This is a genomic window from Alistipes sp. AF48-12, assembly GCF_003477565.1.
GTDB classification, from domain to species: domain Bacteria; phylum Bacteroidota; class Bacteroidia; order Bacteroidales; family Rikenellaceae; genus Alistipes_A; species Alistipes_A hominis.
In genome coordinates this window covers 1-18,462 of the sequence record NZ_QUDJ01000022.1, presented here as the reverse complement: position 1 = coordinate 18,462, position 18,462 = coordinate 1, and the positions used below count along the sequence as shown (strand labels likewise).

Annotated in this window: 17 protein-coding genes and 3 pseudogenes; 12 read left to right on the top strand and 8 right to left on the bottom strand. The window is 52.1% G+C overall.

Annotated elements, in window-relative coordinates; all coding sequences use genetic code 11:
* Positions 1 to 14: 14 nt before the first annotated feature.
* The 12 genes and pseudogenes from DW082_RS12235 to DW082_RS12185 all read left to right on the top strand — a co-directional run bounded on the left by DW082_RS12235 (position 15) and on the right by DW082_RS12185 (position 11,210).
* Positions 15 to 1,220, top strand: coding sequence for a CapA family protein (locus DW082_RS12235; protein ID WP_101570797.1), 1,206 nt, complete (start codon positions 15 to 17; stop codon positions 1,218 to 1,220).
* A 114-nt stretch (positions 1,221 to 1,334) separates the two neighbouring features.
* A complete protein-coding gene (locus DW082_RS12230; RefSeq protein ID WP_055203940.1) occupies positions 1,335 to 2,552 on the top strand; it encodes an aminopeptidase C in 1,218 nt (405 codons plus the stop codon).
* Positions 2,553 to 2,608: 56 nt separating this feature from the next.
* Positions 2,609 to 3,969, top strand: a pseudogene (locus DW082_RS12225) (Na(+)-translocating NADH-quinone reductase subunit A).
* Positions 3,970 to 3,981: 12 nt separating this feature from the next.
* A pseudogene (locus DW082_RS12220) lies at positions 3,982 to 5,165 on the top strand (NADH:ubiquinone reductase (Na(+)-transporting) subunit B).
* Between the two features lie 9 nt (positions 5,166 to 5,174).
* Positions 5,175 to 5,957 (top strand): NADH:ubiquinone reductase (Na(+)-transporting) subunit C, encoded by a 783-nt coding sequence (nqrC, locus tag DW082_RS12215; RefSeq protein ID WP_118458839.1) that lies wholly within the window; start codon positions 5,175 to 5,177, stop codon positions 5,955 to 5,957.
* Positions 5,950 to 6,600 (top strand): NADH:ubiquinone reductase (Na(+)-transporting) subunit D, encoded by a 651-nt coding sequence (locus DW082_RS12210; RefSeq protein WP_118458837.1) that lies wholly within the window; start codon positions 5,950 to 5,952, stop codon positions 6,598 to 6,600. The genes nqrC and DW082_RS12210 overlap by 8 nt, the downstream gene beginning before the upstream one ends.
* Positions 6,601 to 6,615: 15 nt before the next feature.
* The gene (nqrE, locus tag DW082_RS12205) at positions 6,616 to 7,248 is read left to right on the top strand and encodes an NADH:ubiquinone reductase (Na(+)-transporting) subunit E (protein ID WP_055203950.1); all 633 of its coding nucleotides are present in this window, start codon (positions 6,616 to 6,618) and stop codon (positions 7,246 to 7,248) included.
* Positions 7,249 to 7,270: 22 nt separating this feature from the next.
* On the top strand, positions 7,271 to 8,515 hold the full coding sequence (nqrF, locus tag DW082_RS12200) for an NADH:ubiquinone reductase (Na(+)-transporting) subunit F (protein ID WP_055203952.1): 1,245 nt from the start codon (positions 7,271 to 7,273) through the stop codon (positions 8,513 to 8,515).
* 79 nt (positions 8,516 to 8,594) lie between these two features.
* Positions 8,595 to 9,379: pseudogene (locus tag DW082_RS12195) on the top strand (gamma-glutamyl-gamma-aminobutyrate hydrolase family protein).
* Between the two features lie 25 nt (positions 9,380 to 9,404).
* Positions 9,405 to 10,160 carry an NAD(P)H-hydrate epimerase gene (locus tag DW082_RS15205; protein ID WP_259335623.1) on the top strand — a complete coding sequence of 252 codons (756 nt, stop codon included), beginning with the start codon at positions 9,405 to 9,407 and terminating at the stop codon, positions 10,158 to 10,160.
* Positions 10,133 to 10,885, top strand: a complete 753-nt coding sequence (locus DW082_RS15200) for an NAD(P)H-hydrate dehydratase (protein WP_259335622.1) — start codon at positions 10,133 to 10,135, stop codon at positions 10,883 to 10,885. The genes DW082_RS15205 and DW082_RS15200 overlap by 28 nt, the downstream gene beginning before the upstream one ends.
* Positions 10,886 to 10,925: 40 nt before the next feature.
* Positions 10,926 to 11,210, top strand: a complete 285-nt coding sequence (locus DW082_RS12185; protein ID WP_055203957.1) for a hypothetical protein — start codon at positions 10,926 to 10,928, stop codon at positions 11,208 to 11,210.
* 68 nt (positions 11,211 to 11,278) lie between these two features.
* Here DW082_RS12185 and DW082_RS12180 read toward each other — a convergent pair whose 3' ends face one another.
* The 8 genes from DW082_RS12180 to DW082_RS12135 form a co-directional block, all read right to left on the bottom strand.
* Positions 11,279 to 12,037 carry a metal ABC transporter ATP-binding protein gene (locus DW082_RS12180; protein WP_101570786.1) on the bottom strand — a complete coding sequence of 253 codons (759 nt, stop codon included), beginning with the start codon at positions 12,035 to 12,037 and terminating at the stop codon, positions 11,279 to 11,281.
* On the bottom strand, positions 12,034 to 12,894 hold the full coding sequence (locus DW082_RS12175) for a metal ABC transporter solute-binding protein, Zn/Mn family (RefSeq protein WP_182424167.1): 861 nt from the start codon (positions 12,892 to 12,894) through the stop codon (positions 12,034 to 12,036). The genes DW082_RS12180 and DW082_RS12175 overlap by 4 nt, the downstream gene beginning before the upstream one ends.
* A 186-nt stretch (positions 12,895 to 13,080) precedes the next feature.
* Positions 13,081 to 13,659: a hypothetical protein gene (locus DW082_RS12170; protein WP_147387034.1), complete on the bottom strand. Its 579-nt coding sequence runs from the start codon at positions 13,657 to 13,659 to the stop codon at positions 13,081 to 13,083.
* 78 nt (positions 13,660 to 13,737) lie between these two features.
* A complete protein-coding gene (locus tag DW082_RS14595; RefSeq protein WP_180951501.1) occupies positions 13,738 to 13,899 on the bottom strand; it encodes a hypothetical protein in 162 nt (53 codons plus the stop codon).
* Between the two features lie 478 nt (positions 13,900 to 14,377).
* A complete protein-coding gene (locus DW082_RS12160) occupies positions 14,378 to 14,647 on the bottom strand; it encodes a hypothetical protein (RefSeq protein ID WP_055203970.1) in 270 nt (89 codons plus the stop codon).
* Positions 14,648 to 15,026: 379 nt separating this feature from the next.
* Positions 15,027 to 15,581: a hypothetical protein gene (locus DW082_RS12155; RefSeq protein WP_145996488.1), complete on the bottom strand. Its 555-nt coding sequence runs from the start codon at positions 15,579 to 15,581 to the stop codon at positions 15,027 to 15,029.
* A gap of 19 nt (positions 15,582 to 15,600) precedes the next feature.
* On the bottom strand, positions 15,601 to 17,232 hold the full coding sequence (locus DW082_RS14340; protein ID WP_147387032.1) for a hypothetical protein: 1,632 nt from the start codon (positions 17,230 to 17,232) through the stop codon (positions 15,601 to 15,603).
* A gap of 569 nt (positions 17,233 to 17,801) precedes the next feature.
* Positions 17,802 to 18,290, bottom strand: a complete 489-nt coding sequence (locus DW082_RS12135; protein WP_055203977.1) for a helix-turn-helix transcriptional regulator — start codon at positions 18,288 to 18,290, stop codon at positions 17,802 to 17,804.
* Positions 18,291 to 18,462: the final 172 nt, after the last annotated feature.

The following is an 18,462-nucleotide window of genomic DNA, read 5'->3' as shown; positions in this document are numbered from 1 at the left end:
ATAAACGGTATCCAATGAGCAAACGGTCCCTCGTCTGGTTGGTGTGCGCGATCATCGTTACGGTTTCGGTCGGAACGTTTTCCGTGTACCGGATAATCCGGCATTCCGGGGCGCCGGACATCCCGGCGTGCGTTGCCGTTCCGGCTGAGGACGACCGACAGTTGACGCTGATCTTTACCGGAGACCTGATGCAACACCTTCCGCAGGTGCAGGCCGCCTTCCGACGAGACGGCGGAATCGACTACACCGCCTGTTTTTCGCGGTTGAAAAATTATTTCGCTTCGGCCGACTTCGTAATTGCCAATTTGGAAACCACGCTCGGCGGGGAACCCTATTCGGGGTATCCTCAGTTTCGCTCGCCCGGCGCGTTGGCCGGGGCGATGCGCCGGGTCGGTATCGACGTGGCCGTCGCGGCGAACAACCATATCTGCGACCGCGGCGGGGCCGGAATCCGTTCTACGCTCGATACGCTCGTGCAGGCCGGCCTGGAGTATACCGGGGTATTCGCCGATACGCTTCCCGATCCGGCCCGCCACCCGCTTTGGTTGCGGAAAGGGGATTTTCGGGTGGCATTGCTGAATTATACTTACGGGACCAACGGACTGTCCGTCCCGCGCGGTTATACGGTGAACCGGATCGATACGCTCCGTATCCGGCAGGATATCGCCGGCGCGCGCGGCAACGGGGCGACGCACGTGGTGCTGTTTCTGCACTGGGGCAACGAGTACGAGACGTTGCCGAATCGCTGGCAGCGCGACTTGGCCGCCCGGAGCCATCGCTGGGGGGCCGATCTGGTGATCGGTTCGCATCCGCACGTCGTTCAGTCGGTCGAAACGGTATCCGATTCGTCGGGCAGGATTTGCGGGGCGACCGTTTTTTCGATGGGCAATTTTGTTTCGAACCAGCGTTTTCCCGGTACGGACGGCGGCATATCGGTGCGGATCGGGCTGTCGCTCGGCGCAGACGGGCGGACGGCTTACCGTCCCGAGTACCTGATTCACTGGACGTCGATCTCATCCGACCCGGGGAGTCGCTCGGGGCATCGTTACGAGATCGTTCCGGCCTATTCCCGCGAAACGGTTTCGCCGCAACAACGGCCGGGGCTGGATCGCTTCGTCCGGCGGACGAGGGATTATATGCAGCGTTACAGTCGCGGCTTTACCGAGATAACGGACGATTACCGGAAAAGCGGGGACGCCGGAACGTTGCCTGGCGATTGACGACCGATTGTTGATAAATAGTGCCGGATTCGGCGACTGCATCCGTCCTGGAAAAGAAAAATAAAATAATTATTGTTATATTTGTAACGCAAAATTAAATTTTGTGTCGAACGCATGAAAAAATATCTGCTGTGTGGGGTGTTGTGCGCACTGCTGATCGGTGTCGCCGGTGCGAAAAATACGTCGAAACAGACCAAGGAGGACGGAAAGGATACCGGAGCCTATGTATTTACCGATAAAGTGCTGGTGCCCGTGACGCCGGTGAAGGATCAGGCGAAGTCCGGCACCTGCTGGAGCTTTTCGGGCACGGCGATGGCGGAGAGCGAGTTGCTTCGTCGCGGGAAAGGCGTTTACGACCTTTCCGAAATGTGGATCGTCCGCCATACTTACCTCGAAAAAGCGATCAAATACGCCCGCCTGCACGGTAAAGCCAATTTCTCCGAGGGGGGGACGCTGGATGACGTCGTATACATCGTCGACCGTTACGGAATCGTGCCCGAGACGGTCTATTCTGGACTGAAGGACGGTGCGTCGAGGCACTCGCACGAAGAACTGAGCGTTGCTCTCAAAGCCTATACGGATGCGGTGATCGGGAATCCGTCCAAACGGCTTTCCGCGTCTTGGATCGACGGTCTGAACGGGATACTGGACGCTTACCTGGGCCCCTGTCCCGAAAAATTCGTTTACGACGGAAAAGAATATACTCCGAAAAGTTTTGCGCAGGAGCTGGGTATTCGCCGCGACGATTACGTAGTGTTCACGGCAATGACGCACCATCCGCTTTATACGGCTTTTCCGCTCGAAATACCCGATAATTGGAACTGGTCGCCGTTCTGCAACGTAACGATGGAGGAGCTGGGCCGGATCGTCGACGTTTCGCTGCGGAAAGGATATGCGGTCAACTGGGCGTCCGACGTCAGCGAGAACGGATTCGGCTTTCGGGAGGGCCGTGCGATCGTTCCGGTCGAGTCGGCGGCGGAAATTCCTGCGGCGGACAGCGCGCGCTGGAAAGGGCTTACCGACGACGAGATTCGGAAACGGACGCTCCTGAAAACGGGCGTGCTTCCCGAACGCCAAATCACGCCCGAAATGCGGCAACAGGCTTTCGATCGTTACGAGACGACCGACGATCACGGGATGCTGCTGGTGGGGATCGCGGCGGACCAGCACGGCCGGAAATTCTACAAAGTGAAAAACTCCTGGGGCGAAACGGGTTTGTATAAAGGTTATTTTTACGCTTCGGAACCTTTCCTGCTTTATAAAACGGTCGGTATCCAGGTACATCGCGAGGCGATTCCGCAGGATATAAAGGATAAGCTGGGAATCCGCTGACCGAAAAACGAATGAAAAAGACACCTTAATAAATTACTATCAATAATCTACCGAATATGTCGCAAGTCATAAAGTTGAAAAAAGGCCTTGATATCCGGTTGCAAGGGGAAGCCCGACGCGAGTTGACCCGGCTGCCGCTGGTACATGCCTATGCGCTGAAACCGGACGATTTCAAGGGGGTCATCCCGAAGATGCTGGTTCGGGTGGACGACGTCGTGAAGGCCGGAACGCCGCTGTTTTACGACAAGTACCGTCCGCAGGTGTTGTTCACCTCGCCGGTCAGCGGGAAGGTGACCGCCATAAACCGCGGGGATAAGCGTAAGATCCTCGACGTGGTGATCGCTCCGACCGCCGAACAGGTTTACGAGCCGTTCGAGGTTCCCACCGAAGAGTCCGCCGACAAGGAAAACGTCACTTCGGCGCTGTTGAGTTCCGGTCTGTGGCCGATGATCGTTCAGCGTCCTTACGGAATCATCGCCGATCCGGGACAGACGCCGAAAGCCGTTTTCGTTTCCGGATTCGATTCGGCGCCGCTGGCTCCCGATATGAATTACGTATTGGAGAAAGAGCTGGATAATTTGAATACCGGTTTCGCCATGCTGTCGAAGCTGACGCCGGGGAAAGTCTACCTGGGTTTGAAAGCCGGAACATCCGGGGTGTTGGATCGGGTGAAAGGCGTGGAAGTGCGCGCGTTCGACGGGCCGCATCCGGCCGGGAACGTGGGCGTTCAGATTCACCATATCGATCCGATCAACAAAGGCGACCTGGTGTGGACGGTCGATATTCAGCATGTGGCGATGATCGGACGGTTTTTCCGTACCGGCCGGGTCGATATGAGCAAGATCGTTGCGCTGACCGGTTCAGAGACGACCGATCCGCGCTATTTTAGCGTGCTGTCGGGCATTCCGGTCGGCAGCATCGCGCGCCAGGTCGAGATCCGTCCGCAGCGCGCGGGCGATCGGGTGCGCCTGATCAGCGGCAACGTGCTGACCGGTAAAAAGGTGGAACCGGACGGATACCTCGGATTTTACAGCAACCAGGTGACCGTGATCCCCGAAGGGAACAAATACGAGTTCCTCGGTTGGGGTATGCCGCGGCTGGATAAGTTCTCGGTGTCGAAGAGTTATTTCTCGTGCTGACGCCCCGCAAGCGTTATAATCTCGATACCAACATGAACGGCGGCGTCCGCGCTTATGTGGTAACCGGGCTGTATGACAAATACCTGCCGATGGACATCTATCCGCTCTATCTGTTGAAGGCGATTCTCGCCGGAGATATCGACAAAATGGAGAACCTGGGCATCTACGAGGTGGTCGAGGAGGATTTCGCGCTGTGCGAATTCGTCGATCCGTCGAAAACCGAGATGCAGGATATCGTCCGCCGCGGGATCGAACTGATGATCAAAGAGCTTAACTAACCTGAACGACCCATGAAAGGATTAAGAAATTTTATAGATAAGATCAAGCCGAACTTCGAAAAGGGCGGCAAGTTCGAAAAACTTCATTCGACGTTCGATGCTTTCGAGACGTTCCTGTTCGTACCGAATCACGTAACCCGCAGCGGCAGCCATATCCGCGACAGCATCGACCTGAAACGGGTGATGATCGTGGTGGTCGTGGCATTGATGCCGGCTTTGCTGTTCGGGATGTACAATACCGGATTGCAGCATTTCCGGGCCATCGGCGCGGGTGACGCTCCGTTCTGGACGTGTTTTTGGTTCGGTTTGCTGAAAGTGCTGCCGATCATCATTGTCTCGTACGTGGTCGGTCTGGGGATCGAATTTATTTCGGCGCAGATTCGCCATCACGAGGTGAATGAAGGGTTTCTGGTCAGCGGAATGCTGATTCCGCTGGTGATGCCGGTCGACGTGCCGCTGTGGATGGTGGCCGTTGCGACCGCTTTCGCCGTGATTATCGGCAAGGAAGTATTCGGCGGTACCGGAATGAATATCTTCAACCCGGCCTTGCTGGCCCGGGCGTTTATTTTCTTCGCTTATACGCCCTATATTTCAGGCGAAAAGATCTGGATCGCCGGCCTGACCAAAGGCGAGGGCGTCGTAGACGGTTTTTCGGGGGCGACTCCGCTGGCCGATGCGGCGTCGGCCGTGCTGACCGGCTCGCAGCAGATACACTGGACGCAGGGCGGTCCGCTGGACTGGTTCCTCGGGACGATACCCGGATGTATCGGCGAGACTTCGACGCTGGCGATCCTGATCGGCGCGGCGATCCTGCTGTGGACGGGCATCGCCAGTTGGCGCGTGATGCTCAGCGTGTTTGCCGGCGGCTATCTGATGGGCTTGCTGTTCAACTTGATCGGCGCGAATGCTACATGGATATTCCGGCATATTACCACCTGATTATCGGCGGGTTCGCCTTCGGTGCGGTCTTTATGGCGACCGATCCGGTGACCGGCAGCCAGACGAACGTCGGCAAGTACATTTACGGATTCCTGATCGGGGTGATGGCGGTGCTGATCCGGGTGCTGAATCCCGGTTATCCGGAAGGCATGATGCTGTCGATCCTGTTTATGAACGCGGTGGCTCCGCTGATCGACTACTATGTGGTGCAAGCCAATATCCGTCGCCGGAACCGTCGTTTGAAATTAGCTAAATAGAGTAGGGGTATGAATAAGAACAGTAATACGTATATTATCACTTATGCTTCGGTCATGGTGGTGATCGTGGCGGCGGTGCTCTCGTTTGCTTCGCTGTCGCTGAAAAATATTCAGGCCGAGAACGTGAGAATCGAGAAAATGGGCGATATCCTGCGCTCGATCGGCGAAGGCGGCGATGCGGACAAGGCGCCGAACAAAGCGGCCTATATCAACGAGCAGTATAAAAAATACATCGTGGACAGTTATGCCGTCAACGTCGAAGGAGATAAGGTCGAAGGGGCGGACGCGTTCGCTCTGTTGACGAACCTGAAAGCCGAATACGACAAACCGGCCGCCGAAAGGGAACTGCCCGTATTCGTCAGCAAAAACGACGAGGGGAGTGTCAGCTACGTGATCCCGGTCTGGGGCGCCGGACTTTGGGGGCCGGTCTGGGGATATGTCGCGCTGGCGGACAACTGGGACACGGTCGAAGGTATCGTATTCGACCACAAGAGCGAAACGCCGGGGCTGGGCGCCGAAATTTCGACTGCGCAGTTCCAGGCTCAGTTCAAAGGGAAACAGATTCTCAAGGACGGTAAAGTCGTGGCGATCCGCCTGCAGAAAGGCGGCGCGCAACAGGGCGATCCTTATGCGGTGGATGCCGTTTCGGGCGGTACGCTGACCAGTATCGGCGTCGAGAACATGCTGAAAAGCTGCCTCGGCGATTATGACGCCTATATCCGGAAACAGCTTGCGGCGTTTCCGGGTAAAACGGCGGAAGTAGTAACCAATAATTCGGAAAACAATGAGTAGCCAGGAAAAAGAGCCGATTTTTTCGGTTAAGAATTTGAAGTTGCTGACCTCGCCGTTCGGTCAGAACAACCCGATCACGGTGCAGATACTGGGTATCTGTTCGGCGCTGGCGGTCACGGCGAAATTGAAACCCGCTTTCGTGATGGCGTTGTCGGTAATCGTCGTCACCGGGTTTTCGAGTCTGATTATTTCATTGATCCGCAAAGGGATCCCGTCGCGGATCCGGATCATCGTGCAGTTGGTCGTCGTGGCCGCGCTGGTGATTCTGGTGGATCAGGTGCTCAAGGCGTTCGTTTACGACGTCAGCAAACAGCTTTCGGTGTTTGTCGGGCTGATTATTACCAACTGTATCATCATGGGGCGGATCGAGGCGTTTGCGCTGGGTAACAAACCCTGGGCGTCGTTCCTCGACGGTATAGGCAACGGCCTGGGATACGGGCTGATCCTCGTGATCCTCGGCTTTGTCCGCGAGTTGCTGGGATCGGGCAGCATCTGGGGGTATCCCATTTTCGAGAAGCTCGGGCTTTACAGCGTAGGTTACGTCAACAACGGTCTGATGATCCTGCCGCCGATGGCGTTGATCTGCGTCGGCCTGATTATCTGGGTGCAGCGCAGCCGTAACAAGAACCTGATCGAGAAATAATAAAGCGAAGCACGTATGGAAAACATTATCAGCATATTCGTAAGGTCTATCTTCATAGACAACATGGTGTTTGCGTTCTTTTTCGGCATGTGTTCGTACATTGCCGTCAGCAAGAGCGTCAAAACCGCGATGGGACTCGGTATCGCCGTTATCTTCGTGATGGTGATGACCGTACCGATCAATTACCTGCTCAACGAGTTTATCCTTTCTCCGGGAGCCCTCGGCTGGATAAATCCGGCTTACGGGCCGGGCGGCGAGAGCGAGATCGACCTGAGCTTCCTCAGTTTCATCGTTTTTATCGCCGTGATCGCGTCGTTCGTGCAGTTGGTCGAAATGGTGGTCGAGAAATTCGCGCCGGCATTGTACAATCAGTTGGGAATTTTCCTGCCGCTGATCGCGGTGAACTGCGCGATCATGGGCGGTTCGCTGTTCATGCAGGAGCGCGATTACGCTTCTCTGGGCGAAGCTACCGCGTTCGCGGCCGGTTCGGGGATCGGCTGGTGGCTGGCGATCATTCTGATGGCCGCTATCCGCGAGAGGCTGTCTTATTCGAACATTCCCGCCCCGCTGCGCGGCGCCGGGATTACGTTCATCCTGACCGGCCTGATGGGGATCGCCTTCATGACGTTCATGGGGATTCAGTTGTAAACCGTAAAATAGTGAAATAGAGATGGGATTATCAATCATTATAGCGATCGTAGCATTCCTGGTAGTAACCTTGATCCTGGTGGCGTTGCTGCTGTATGCCAAGGCGAAACTGACCCCTTCGGGAGAGGTTAAAATCGATATTAACGACGGCGAAAAATCATTGACCGTGGAACCCGGCAGTACGTTGCTGTCGACGCTCGGCAACAACGGCATATTCCTGCCTTCGGCTTGCGGAGGCGGCGGTTCGTGCGGCATGTGCAAATGTCAGGTGCTCGAAGGCGGCGGCGATATCCTACCGACCGAGGTGAACTTTTTCACCCGTAAGCAACAGGCCGAGAAGTGGCGCCTCGGATGCCAGGTAAAAGTGAAGGAAAACCTGAAGATCAAGGTGCCCGAAGCTGTCCTGGGCGTTAAAAAATGGGAGTGCGAAGTGGTGTCGAACCACAACGTGGCCACCTTTATCAAGGAGTTCGTCGTGAAGTTGCCCGAAGGCGAACATCTGAAATTCCGCTCGGGCGGTTATATCCAGATCGACATTCCGAAATACGATGAGATCAAGTTCAGCGATTTCGACATCGAACAGGAATACCATGAGGACTGGGATCACATGAAGATGTGGGGGTTGGTTACGAAAAATCCGGAGCCGACGTTCCGCGCTTATTCGATGGCTAACCATCCGGCCGAAGGGAATATCATCATGCTGAATATCCGTATCGCCACGCCGCCCTGGGATCGGGCCGCAGGGGCCTTTATGAAGGTGAACCCGGGAATTTGTTCGTCGTATATTTTCTCGCGCAAGCCGGGCGACAAAGTGACGATTTCGGGACCCTACGGCGAATTCTTCGTGAAGGATACTCCGAACGAAAAAATGTTTATCGGCGGCGGCGCCGGTATGGCGCCGATGCGCTCGCATATCTTCCATTTGTTCAAGACCGAGAAAATCGACACTCCTGTAACATTCTGGTACGGGGCGCGTTCTAAGCGTGAAATTTTCTACGAGGAGCAGTTCGAGGAGATCGAAAAAGAATTCCCGAACTTTAAGTTCCACATCGCGCTGTCGGAGCCGAAGGAAGAGGATAACTGGAAAGGCTACACCGGATTTATTCACCAGGTTATTTTCGAAAACTACCTGAAGAATCACGACGCGCCGGAAGATATCGAATACTACCTGTGCGGACCGCCGATGATGACGGCCGCAATGACCAAGATGCTCGACGGACTCGGCGTGCCGGAAGAGAATATTATGTACGATAACTTCGGGGCTTAATGTCCGGAAGGCGTTTGAACTGGAAGGCTGCCGGCGGTTGTTTATCGCCGGCAGCCTTCGTATAAATCGAGGGATTATTATGAAACGATTTTTAGGATTGTTTATCGTCGGGTTCTGCTCGGTGCTCTGCGCCTGCGGCTCCCGGCCGGAATCGCGGGTTCCGGTGATCGGAATTTCCGATTTTTGCAACGGAGGCACGGTGACCGTGTCGCGCACCTATTTCGATGCGGTATTGCGGGCCGGGGGAGTCCCCGTGTTGATTCCGCTGATCGGGGACGAACAGAAGCTGGACGGACTGTTGCAGTCGATCGACGGACTGATTCTGACCGGCGGCGGCGATGTCGATCCCGCCTATTTCGGCGAGGAGCCGTCTCCGCATCTCGGGCATGTCAATGCGCCGCGCGATACGTTCGATTTCAGGCTGATCGAACTGGCCGCCCGACATAAGATCCCGGTGCTGGGCATTTGCCGCGGAATACAGATGATCAACGTGCCTTCGGCGGAACGCTGTATCAGGATTTGCCGTCGGAATATGCCGATACTTCGGTGTGTCACATGCAGGCGGTGCCGGGGTACGTACCGACGCATACCGTGCGTGTCGAGAAAGGCTCGTTTGTTGCAGTGGCGACCGGTATGGATACGTTGCGGACGAACAGTTTCCACCATCAGGCCGTCAAACGGGTGGCCGATGGATTCCGTGTGGCCGCTACGGCGACGGACGGCGTGGTCGAGGCGATCGAGGACCCGGACAGGGGGTTCTTCGGTACGCAGTTCCATCCGGAGGATCATACGGTCGCCGGGGATACCGTGATGGTGAAATTTTTTGAATTTCTGGTTCGCGAAGCGGGCAAAAAAGCCCGTTGATCCGCGGGCGTTAAAAAATGATACGATGAAAATTCTGACAGGATCGCAGATACGCGAGGCCGACCAGTATACGATCGAACACGAACCGATCGAGAGTCTCGCGCTGATGGAACGGGCTTCGGAAGTGATCGCCCAGTGGATTTGCAACAACATTCCGCAGGAGCAGCCTTTGGCTTTTTTTATCGGAAAAGGAAACAACGGCGGAGACGGCCTGGCGGTTGCGCGCATGTTGCACAACGTGGGGTATTCCTGTTCCGTGTACGTTTTGTTCGATAAGCGGCAACTGTCGGTCGAGTGCCGCTACAACCTCGAACGGCTGCCGCACGGCGTGCGGGTGCAGGGCATGGATCGGGTGGAAGTTGCCGAGGATGCGGTGGCGATCGACGCTTTGCTCGGTACGGGCGTCCGCGGCGGGCTCTCGGAGCCTGTTCGCGGCGCGATCGCCCTTGTCAACGGGCTCGGCTGCCGGGTGATTTCGATCGACCTGCCTTCGGGAATGTTGTCCGAATACGGCAATGCGGGGCGCGAGATCGTGTATGCCGACGTTACGCTGACGCTGGAGTTCCCGAGCTGGCGCTGTTGCTGTCCGAGGCGGGGGAGGCTGCCGGCGAAATCGTTATTCTGCCGATCGAACTGGACGAGAACTATAAACGACAGGCACGGTCGCCGTATTATTATGCGGACGGTCGGTACGTATCGGAACTGGTATTGCCCCGTAGCCGTTTTGCCCACAAAGGAACCTATGGGCACGCCTTGCTGGTTTGCGGCTCGCAGGGCATGATGGGGGCTGCCGTATTGGCGACAGGGGCCGCGCTGCGTTCCGGATGCGGGTTGGTGACGGCGCATGTTCCTGCCGAAGAACGGTTCGTTCTGCATACGTCTTGCCCGTCGGCGCTGGTCAGCGGCGATCCGATGTCCGTGTTCTCCCGGTTGCCGGACGATATGACGAAGTACGCCGCCGTAGGGATCGGCAGCGGGGTGGGGAGGCACGACTTGTCCGTGCGGGCTTTCGAGGCGTTGTTGTCGTGCGGGATGCCGATGGTGATCGATGCCGATGCGTTGAATATGTTGGCGGCCCGTCCCGAATTGGCCGGGTCGATGCCTCCGGGATGCGTACTGACTCCCCATTTGGGCGAATTGCGCCGCTTGGTCGGAACGTGGAACGACGATCAAGACCGAATCGAAAAGGTGAGGACGTTCGCGGCGCGCTACGGATGCTGTATGGTCGTGAAAGGAGCGCATACGATGGTCTGCTCTCCGGACGGACAGCTTTATTTCAATGCGACGGGGAATCCGGGAATGGCCAAAGGAGGCAGCGGCGACGTGCTGACCGGCTATATCGCGGGACTACTGGCGCGGGGATACGAACCGCTGTCGGCGGCTTTGCTCGGCGTGTATGTCCACGGCGCGGCCGGCGATAAGGCTGCGGCCTATTACGGACAGGAGGGTATGAATGCCGCCGACCTGATCGATTTTTTGGGAGAGGCTTTGGCTGAGATTCAATAGTTTTTATTACCTTTGTACAATCATTAAAAAACAATAGGTTATGGCAAGTCTCAGAGGAATTAAAAACGATATCGATTACCTGGTGAGCGAGGTGATCTCGGATTGTTACATGGCTCTTTATTTCAACGATCAGAGCAAACGCGAGGGGATCGTCGCCGTCATCGAGGAGGCGGTCGATTTCCGTAACGAGATGATCCAGCGGGCCAATCATCCGGCCGATAAACAGAATAAAAGTCTGGTGAAGAAACATTACGCGCAGATGCGCCGGGATATGATGACCCGCATCGACGCCCTGTTCGGGAAGCTGAGCGATATCTGTAAATAACAGAAATTTCAGGCCGTTTTGCAGGCGGCCCGTATTTATCCTCCGTCCGGGTTGTCCGGACGGATTTTTTATGACCGCGCGTTCGGGTGTTTCGCCAGCACGGTGTGCGGAACGTCTCCGTGGGAGACGATCTGTATCGGGCAGTTGTAATTGTGCAGTTGTTCCGCCGTAATGATGTTCGAATCGTGTCTGTGTACGCGACGGTTGACGCAGACGATCGATCTGACGTAACTTGAGATCGTTCCCAGGTCGTGGGAAACCATTACGATCGCCATTTTTTCGTTGAAACGCTTCAGTAGCAAGTACAACTCTTTTTCGAACTGGTTGTCGACGAAATTGGTCGGTTCGTCGAGAATCAGCAGTTCCGGGTCGGAGATCAGGGCGCGGCACAGCAACGTGCGCTGTATCTGTCCGCCGGACAGAGCCCCGATCGGTTTCCGGGCGATCTCTTCGATCCGGCAGGTGTGCAGCAGTTCGTCGGCTTTTTGCCGATCCTCGGCAGTGTACCGGCCGAACAGTCGCTTCCTGGCCTGTAAACCAGACAGAACCACCTCCCGTACGGAGATCGGGAACGATTTGTCGATCTCGGATATCTGGGGCAGGTATCCGATCCGCCGGCATCCCCGGTTTTCGATCTCCGGGGCGTAAATGACCTCGCCGGAGTAGGGAACCGCCTTCAGGATAGCTTTTACCAACGTGGTTTTACCGCCTCCGTTCGGGCCGATCACTCCGATGAAATCGTCGTTCCGGATATCCAGGTCGACGTCGGTCAGTACCGGAACCTTGTCGTAGCTGACCGACACGTGATGCAGGGATACCAGTTTCATGGGTTCGCTATTAATTGGGCGATATGCAGTATATTGTCGGTGACGTTTCCGTCCAGCGGGTCGATCGCTACCGCTTCGAGTCCCAGTTCGGCGGCGATCGCATCGACCGTATTTTTGCTGAACTGCCGTTGGAAGAATACCTTCCCGATTCCGGAATTGCGGCCGGTTTCGATCAGGTTGCGGAGGTGCGCCGCCGAAGGCTCTTTCCCTTCGTTTTCGAGTGGAATTTGCGTCAGTCCGTAATCGTGCGCCAGGTAGGTCAGCGCCGGATGGAAGATCATAAAGGCGGTTTGCCGTCCGGCGAAAGTCTCTTGCAATGCGCGGTCCAGTGAATCCAATTGCCGGTCGAAACGTTCGTAACCGGCTTTGTATTCGACCGAGTCGGGATATAGTTCCGACAGTTGACCGTAGACGTTCTCTGCCATGATTTTCAGGCATTTCGGAGAGAGCCAGATATGGGGATCGGTTCCGTGTCCGTGATCGTGCGCTTCGTGCCCGCAGGTTCCTGCCAGCAACGGGACGTTTTCTGAGGTATTGATAACCCGGATGCTCGGCATATTCTCGCGGATGGCGTTTTCCAGGTTGCGTTCGAAATCGATCAGGCCGATATCGATGTATGCCAATGAATTGGCTACCTGCTTCATCTGCTCGGGCGTCGGCTCGTAGGTTTCGGGACTCGATCCGGGAGGAACCAGCACCCGGATGTCGAAATCGTTTCCGGCGATCTGTTCGGTAACGTAGCGCAGCGGTTCGATGCTGACTGTGATCCCTTTTTGCGGAGCGTTGTCGGGTGCAGTACAGGAATACATGCAGATTGTTGCGCAAATGATTGATATGTAATGTTTTAATTGTTTCATTCGATGCGGTTTAATAAAAGAGGGTTTATTGTCATAACCTCTGCATATGTCGTGCAAAAATAGGGAATTTATCGGTATGCGCCCAATGAAAACGGGTCGGAATCGCACAATTCCTGCGCCGAAAATCTGTCGTTTTCCGGTAAGGAGCAGAACTGCCGAAAGGTTTTTGTTTCCGGGCGTTCCGTTTCAGGGCAGAAACCGGTTGTGGATTTCGTGAAAAAAGAGTTCCTGTTCCCGCTTATTCGTACTGCCCAGATTTACCTGTATCAGCTTGATTGTCGGGCCGTAGCCATTTTCGGCCGAATTGACCGGGTCGTTCCGGTCGAATAGGTACAGTATTTTTCCGGCCAGCGTTTTCGCCCATAGCCAGGCTTCTTCGTTTATTTCGAAAGCTTCCAGTCGATCTTCCAGCCGGATCGGTTTTGCCTGCTCGATCGTCTTTAGGAACGACCGCGGCTTATAGATAATTTTCAGTTGGTCCGTCCGGTCGATTGCAACTATTTTACGGCGTTCGTTCGTATTGAAGCAGTAATGGTCGAACCAGATTCTGATATCTTTGCTTCGGGATACCATCAAAAACGAGATCGGCCGATGGTCATATATGGAGTCGTTGTCGTCCCTGATATCTTCGTATCTACCGACGCCTTCCGTGACCGAATCGATCGGCAATGAGTTGCATATTAAGTATAGGTCGGATTTTGTCTGAGCCGATCCCGTTTGCCATGCAATTACGTTGACAAACAGTATAAGAAGTAATTTTTTCATAGAGGGAAGTTTACTATAAAAATAATAAAAACAGCCGGAATGACGATGCATTTCGGCTGTTTTTATTTTGTTTTTCAATTATTCGGGTTGGATAACGGTTCCCTGTTTGGGTTCGTTGGTATCCAGCAGCATAACCTGTATCAGCTTGATCGTCGATCCGTCGCCTTCTTCGACGCAGTTGATCGGGTCGTTCCAATCGAGCATGTAGAGCACTTTTCCTTTCAGGTTATTTGCCCACATCCATGCTTCTTTGTTGTTTCTGAACGATTTCAGTTTTTCTTCCAGGTGGATCGGTTTCGCCCGTTCGATGGTACTGAGAAACGTCCTCGGTTTATAGATGATTTTTAACTGGTCATGCCATTTAGTTTCTCTGATTTTACGGAGTTCGGATAAGTTTAAATTAGAGTGTAGAAACCAGATACTGATGTCTTTACTATCGGAATTCATTAGGAACATGACGGCTCGGTAATTATAGAGAGGGTTGTTATCATCACTGGGATCTTCGAACCTTTCGATGCCTTCGGTTATATGATCTCTTGATAATGAACTGCAAGTCAGATATGTATCCGAACCTGATTGAGCCGATCCCGTTTGCCATGCAATTACACTGACAAACAGTATAAGAAGTAATTTTTTCATGGTGAGAGTATTTACTATAAAAATAATAAAAACAGCCGGAATGACGATGCATTTCGGCTGTTTCTATTTTGTTTTTCAATTATTCGGGTTGGATAACGGTTCCCTGTTTGGGTTCGTTGGTATTCAGCAGCATAACCTGTATCAGCTTGATCGTCGACCCGTCGCCTTCTTCTACGCAGTTGATCGGGTCGTTCCAATCGAGCATGTAGAGCACTTTTCCTTTCAGGTTATTTGCCCACATCCATGCTTCTTTGTTGTTTCTGAACGATTTCAGTTTTTCTTCCAGGTGGATCGGTTTCGCCCGTTCGATGGTACTGAGAAACGTCCTCGGTTTATAGATGATCTTCAATTGGTCGTACCATTTGGGCTCTCTGATTTTACGCAGTTCGGTTAGATTAAAATTGACGTGTATAAAATCAATATTAATGTCTTTACTGTCAGAATGCATTAAGAACATAACGGCCCGATAATTATAGGTAGGATCGTCGTCGTCACTGGGGTCTTCGAATCTTCCGATCCCTTCGGTTATATGATCTTTCGATAATGAGCTGCAGGTCAGGTATATATCGGAACCTGATTGAGCCGATCCCGTTTGCCATGCAAGTGCATTGACAAGTAGTATAAAAAGTAATTTTTTCATATTGATTGTTCCGTAAATGCAATATACTGATAATAATTAAAAAACAGAGCCGGTTGAAACCGGCTCTGAAGAAGAAAAACGTGATTTTTTAGTCCGGAAATACCAATTCCTCTCTGGGCTCATTGGTTGCTACCATTCTGACTTCGATTAATCGGATGGTTGTCCCATCTCCTTCTTCCCCCCAGTTCATCGGATCGCTTCCGTCGAACAGATAGATTGTCTTTTCTCTTAGTCCGTCTGCCCATGCCCAAGCCTCTTTTGCTGTTTTGAAGGTCTCTTTTATTCGATCTATATAGATCGGATTCGCTTTTAATATAGTGTTGTTATAGAATGATTTAGGCTTAATTAAGATTTGCATTTGGTAATCGTCTTTTTGAATGGGTCTTTCTTTCTTTAATTTGTCGAGGTTGAAACTATAATGAGTAAACCATATCGTATATCCTACGTTTTTAGATTCAAATAAAAAGGTAATAGGCGGATGATTATATACGGGATCGTTATCATATTTAATATCACCTCTCCACATTCCTTCCGAAATCTCGTTTTTAGAAGAGTTGCAGATGAGATATATGTCGGATCTTGTTTGGGCTGTAGTGAGTTGAGAAATCAGTATACAGAATAGTAAAGAAAATAACTTTGCCATAGTATTGTGTTTTTAGATTTTATTTTGCCTTCCCTTCGAAAATTATTCCTTTTCTACGAAATAAACCTTCAATGTAAGCTCTTTGTGATCGAGGTAATGATTCAAAAACAGGACTTGCTTCAGTTCCCACGTATCTTATAGCATCCTTGATTTGGGTGTCCGTATATTTGGGTAACAGAGCTTTTAGCCATCTGATTGTTCGAGGGTCCCCCACCATCTGTTGGTGATGCAGATCATTGTATTGATCTTTTTTAGATGGGTCGTACCCCCGTTCTTTCCAATATATCATATGCATGATTTCATGGAAAACCAGCAATAATTTGCCATCGGAAGAAGCTGCTTTGAAGGTAGCTTTGTGGATGCGGCATCTGTATTGAACTATCTTGCCGTTTAAGTCTGTTTGGGGGCCGATCATTCCGGCCAGTTTCAAATTATCAGGAATTGCGATGTCCAGTATTTGTTTTTCCAAATAACTGATGATCGTATCCGAGTAAGTATCGATAGCTTTGGCTACGCTATTTAATACATTGGTAAATACGACATTGTCAGGAAGCGTAGTTCCGCCGCCGCCCCCGGGACTCCCTGTCGTGCCTCCTCCGGAGCCGTATCCGCATATGCCGATGCAAAATTCTCCGTAAGTGCAGTTCGGGTTTGGGCAAACAAAGTCTTTGCCGTATTCTCCAGCCAAAGGTCTCTCTTCGATATTGCTCGCGTTACAAACGCATGGATGTTTCCCGCAGTATCTACAACATATGCAACGCTCTGTTGGAAAGTTGCAAACCGAACACCAGGTGGTGGGTTGCTCGACCTCGAAACCGCAATTATTGGGGCAATATATTCCATAGTAGAATTGTCCACATAAGGCGCAGTAATTTCCTTGGGTTTCGTCTTCTTCTGCATCGCTACTGCGAGTCATTATGGACGGAATAGGTGAGGATATATACAATCTGTCAATGATTCGCGCCGTATCGGTGGTGTAATCGTTTGCGGTACATTGTCGAATGTTCACAGCTTGCCGTGTCCCGTTACGATGGAGAAATGATACAATATACCGGCCTTCCACGTCCGAAATGATTACATAACCCGAATAATCGCGGTCTCTCATAAACCGATAGGGGGTTTTCATGTCTTTCCGTTTGTTGTAGCAGGACGAATCCGGAATAAAGGTAGCGATAAAATAGCGTTTATTTCCGGTTTCGATGTTTTTTTGCAGAATCAATTTCATCGTTACGGTCGAGCCGTCGACGCTTCCGGCATGTCCGTCGGCTTTTCGCGGCGACCAGGCTTTCAGCGGAGTGCCTCCGACGCGCAGCGGAACTTCGAGGGTAACGACTTTGCCGTTTTCGTAGGTTTGCCGCAGGTCATTCCATAGAGGCGTCATTAGGGCGGCCTGTTCCACCTCGTTGAGTATCCCTTTGGTCGACTGTCCGTGACCGTGTCCGCAGTCTCCGTGTTCGTGTCGGCAGCCTATATGCACCATGCGCAGGTCTTCGGCCGTTTGTTCGAAATAGGCGCGGGCTTCCTGCGCCGGAAAATGTTCGGATGCCTTTTCTCCGACATCCCCTCCATAATCGCACGGATCGTTCGTGCAACAATGGAAAAATAAGACGACGGCCGTAGTACCAGCCAGCCACCATAGTCGGTTCTTCATAAATTAAGTTTTGGTTCGTAAATAAATTTTAGGGTAGTTTTTTTCCCGTTTCCAGGAAGGGAAGCGCGTAACTTCCCGATGCGATAGTTGATTTTTTACAAAGTTTCCACCTCCTTTTATTGATAAATTATTGTATATTATATGTTTGGATTATAAATATAAAAAGCAGGGGATCTATTTAGGTTCCTTATAAGTGTCTTTTTTATTCTTCGATGACGTAATCCTTAAGCATTATTTAACATAATATATATTATAATCAAAAATATTTCCGAATCGTAAGAGCGCCGCAAACGATCGAATCATGTATGAATTATGCAAATCGATTCAGAGATAACTGTCCGTATTTTCAGGCGAACCGCGATCGGTCGGCGAATCGTGAGATCGGCCGCCGACTCTTGTTATTATTAATGGGAGATCTTTTTTAGCATAAAATAAAGATGTCCGGAATATCGGGATGTAATCAATGAAATACCGAGCAAGAATCGTTTTCTCCGAACGCAATCCGGTCTATAAGGGAATCGTAGAAAGGTTTATCAGGGGTTACATTATGTTAAATGATTTTCTGTTTTTTACCGGGGCTTGTAAGAGATGCAGGTGCCGTTCTTCAGGAAGATTACGATGCGCTCGATGTCCGGCTCCGAGAACTCGGTTTTCGATATCTGTTTTTTTGTATCTATGGATGGATGGTTGGTTGGTACTTCCGGGGAAGTCGCACCGGGAGTTCCCGGAATCTTTCGTTCCGGTTGGCCGACCGAAGATTCCGTTGCCGGGATATTCGCCGTTTCAAAAAGATTCGCGGACAGCCGGAATTCCTGCGACGGATTCGGATTCGGCGAAGACGAAACATCCGGACGGTATGCGGAACCTTTCCCCAGTAGAAACCATTCCGGATTTACTTTCGGGAAACGTAACAGCATTTTTTCGATAAACTCGAAACTGGGTTTATTGCGTCCGCTGATGATGTGCGATATGGTCGCCGGTTGCACTCCCAGAATTTCAGCCAGACGGGAAGCCGATAGCTTCTCCATTTCCATAAATTTCAGCAATCTTTCCCGCATATTCGGATTTTTTACAAAGTTAAACAGTTTTACAAAAATAAACAAACCGTATTTCACGAATGTAAATACATATGTAAAAAAGGATAAGTTACATGTGTGAAATATTGGAAACGGAAGAAGACCTCGAAAAGGAAGGTCTTTTATTTAATATAAATTGATTATTTATTTTAAT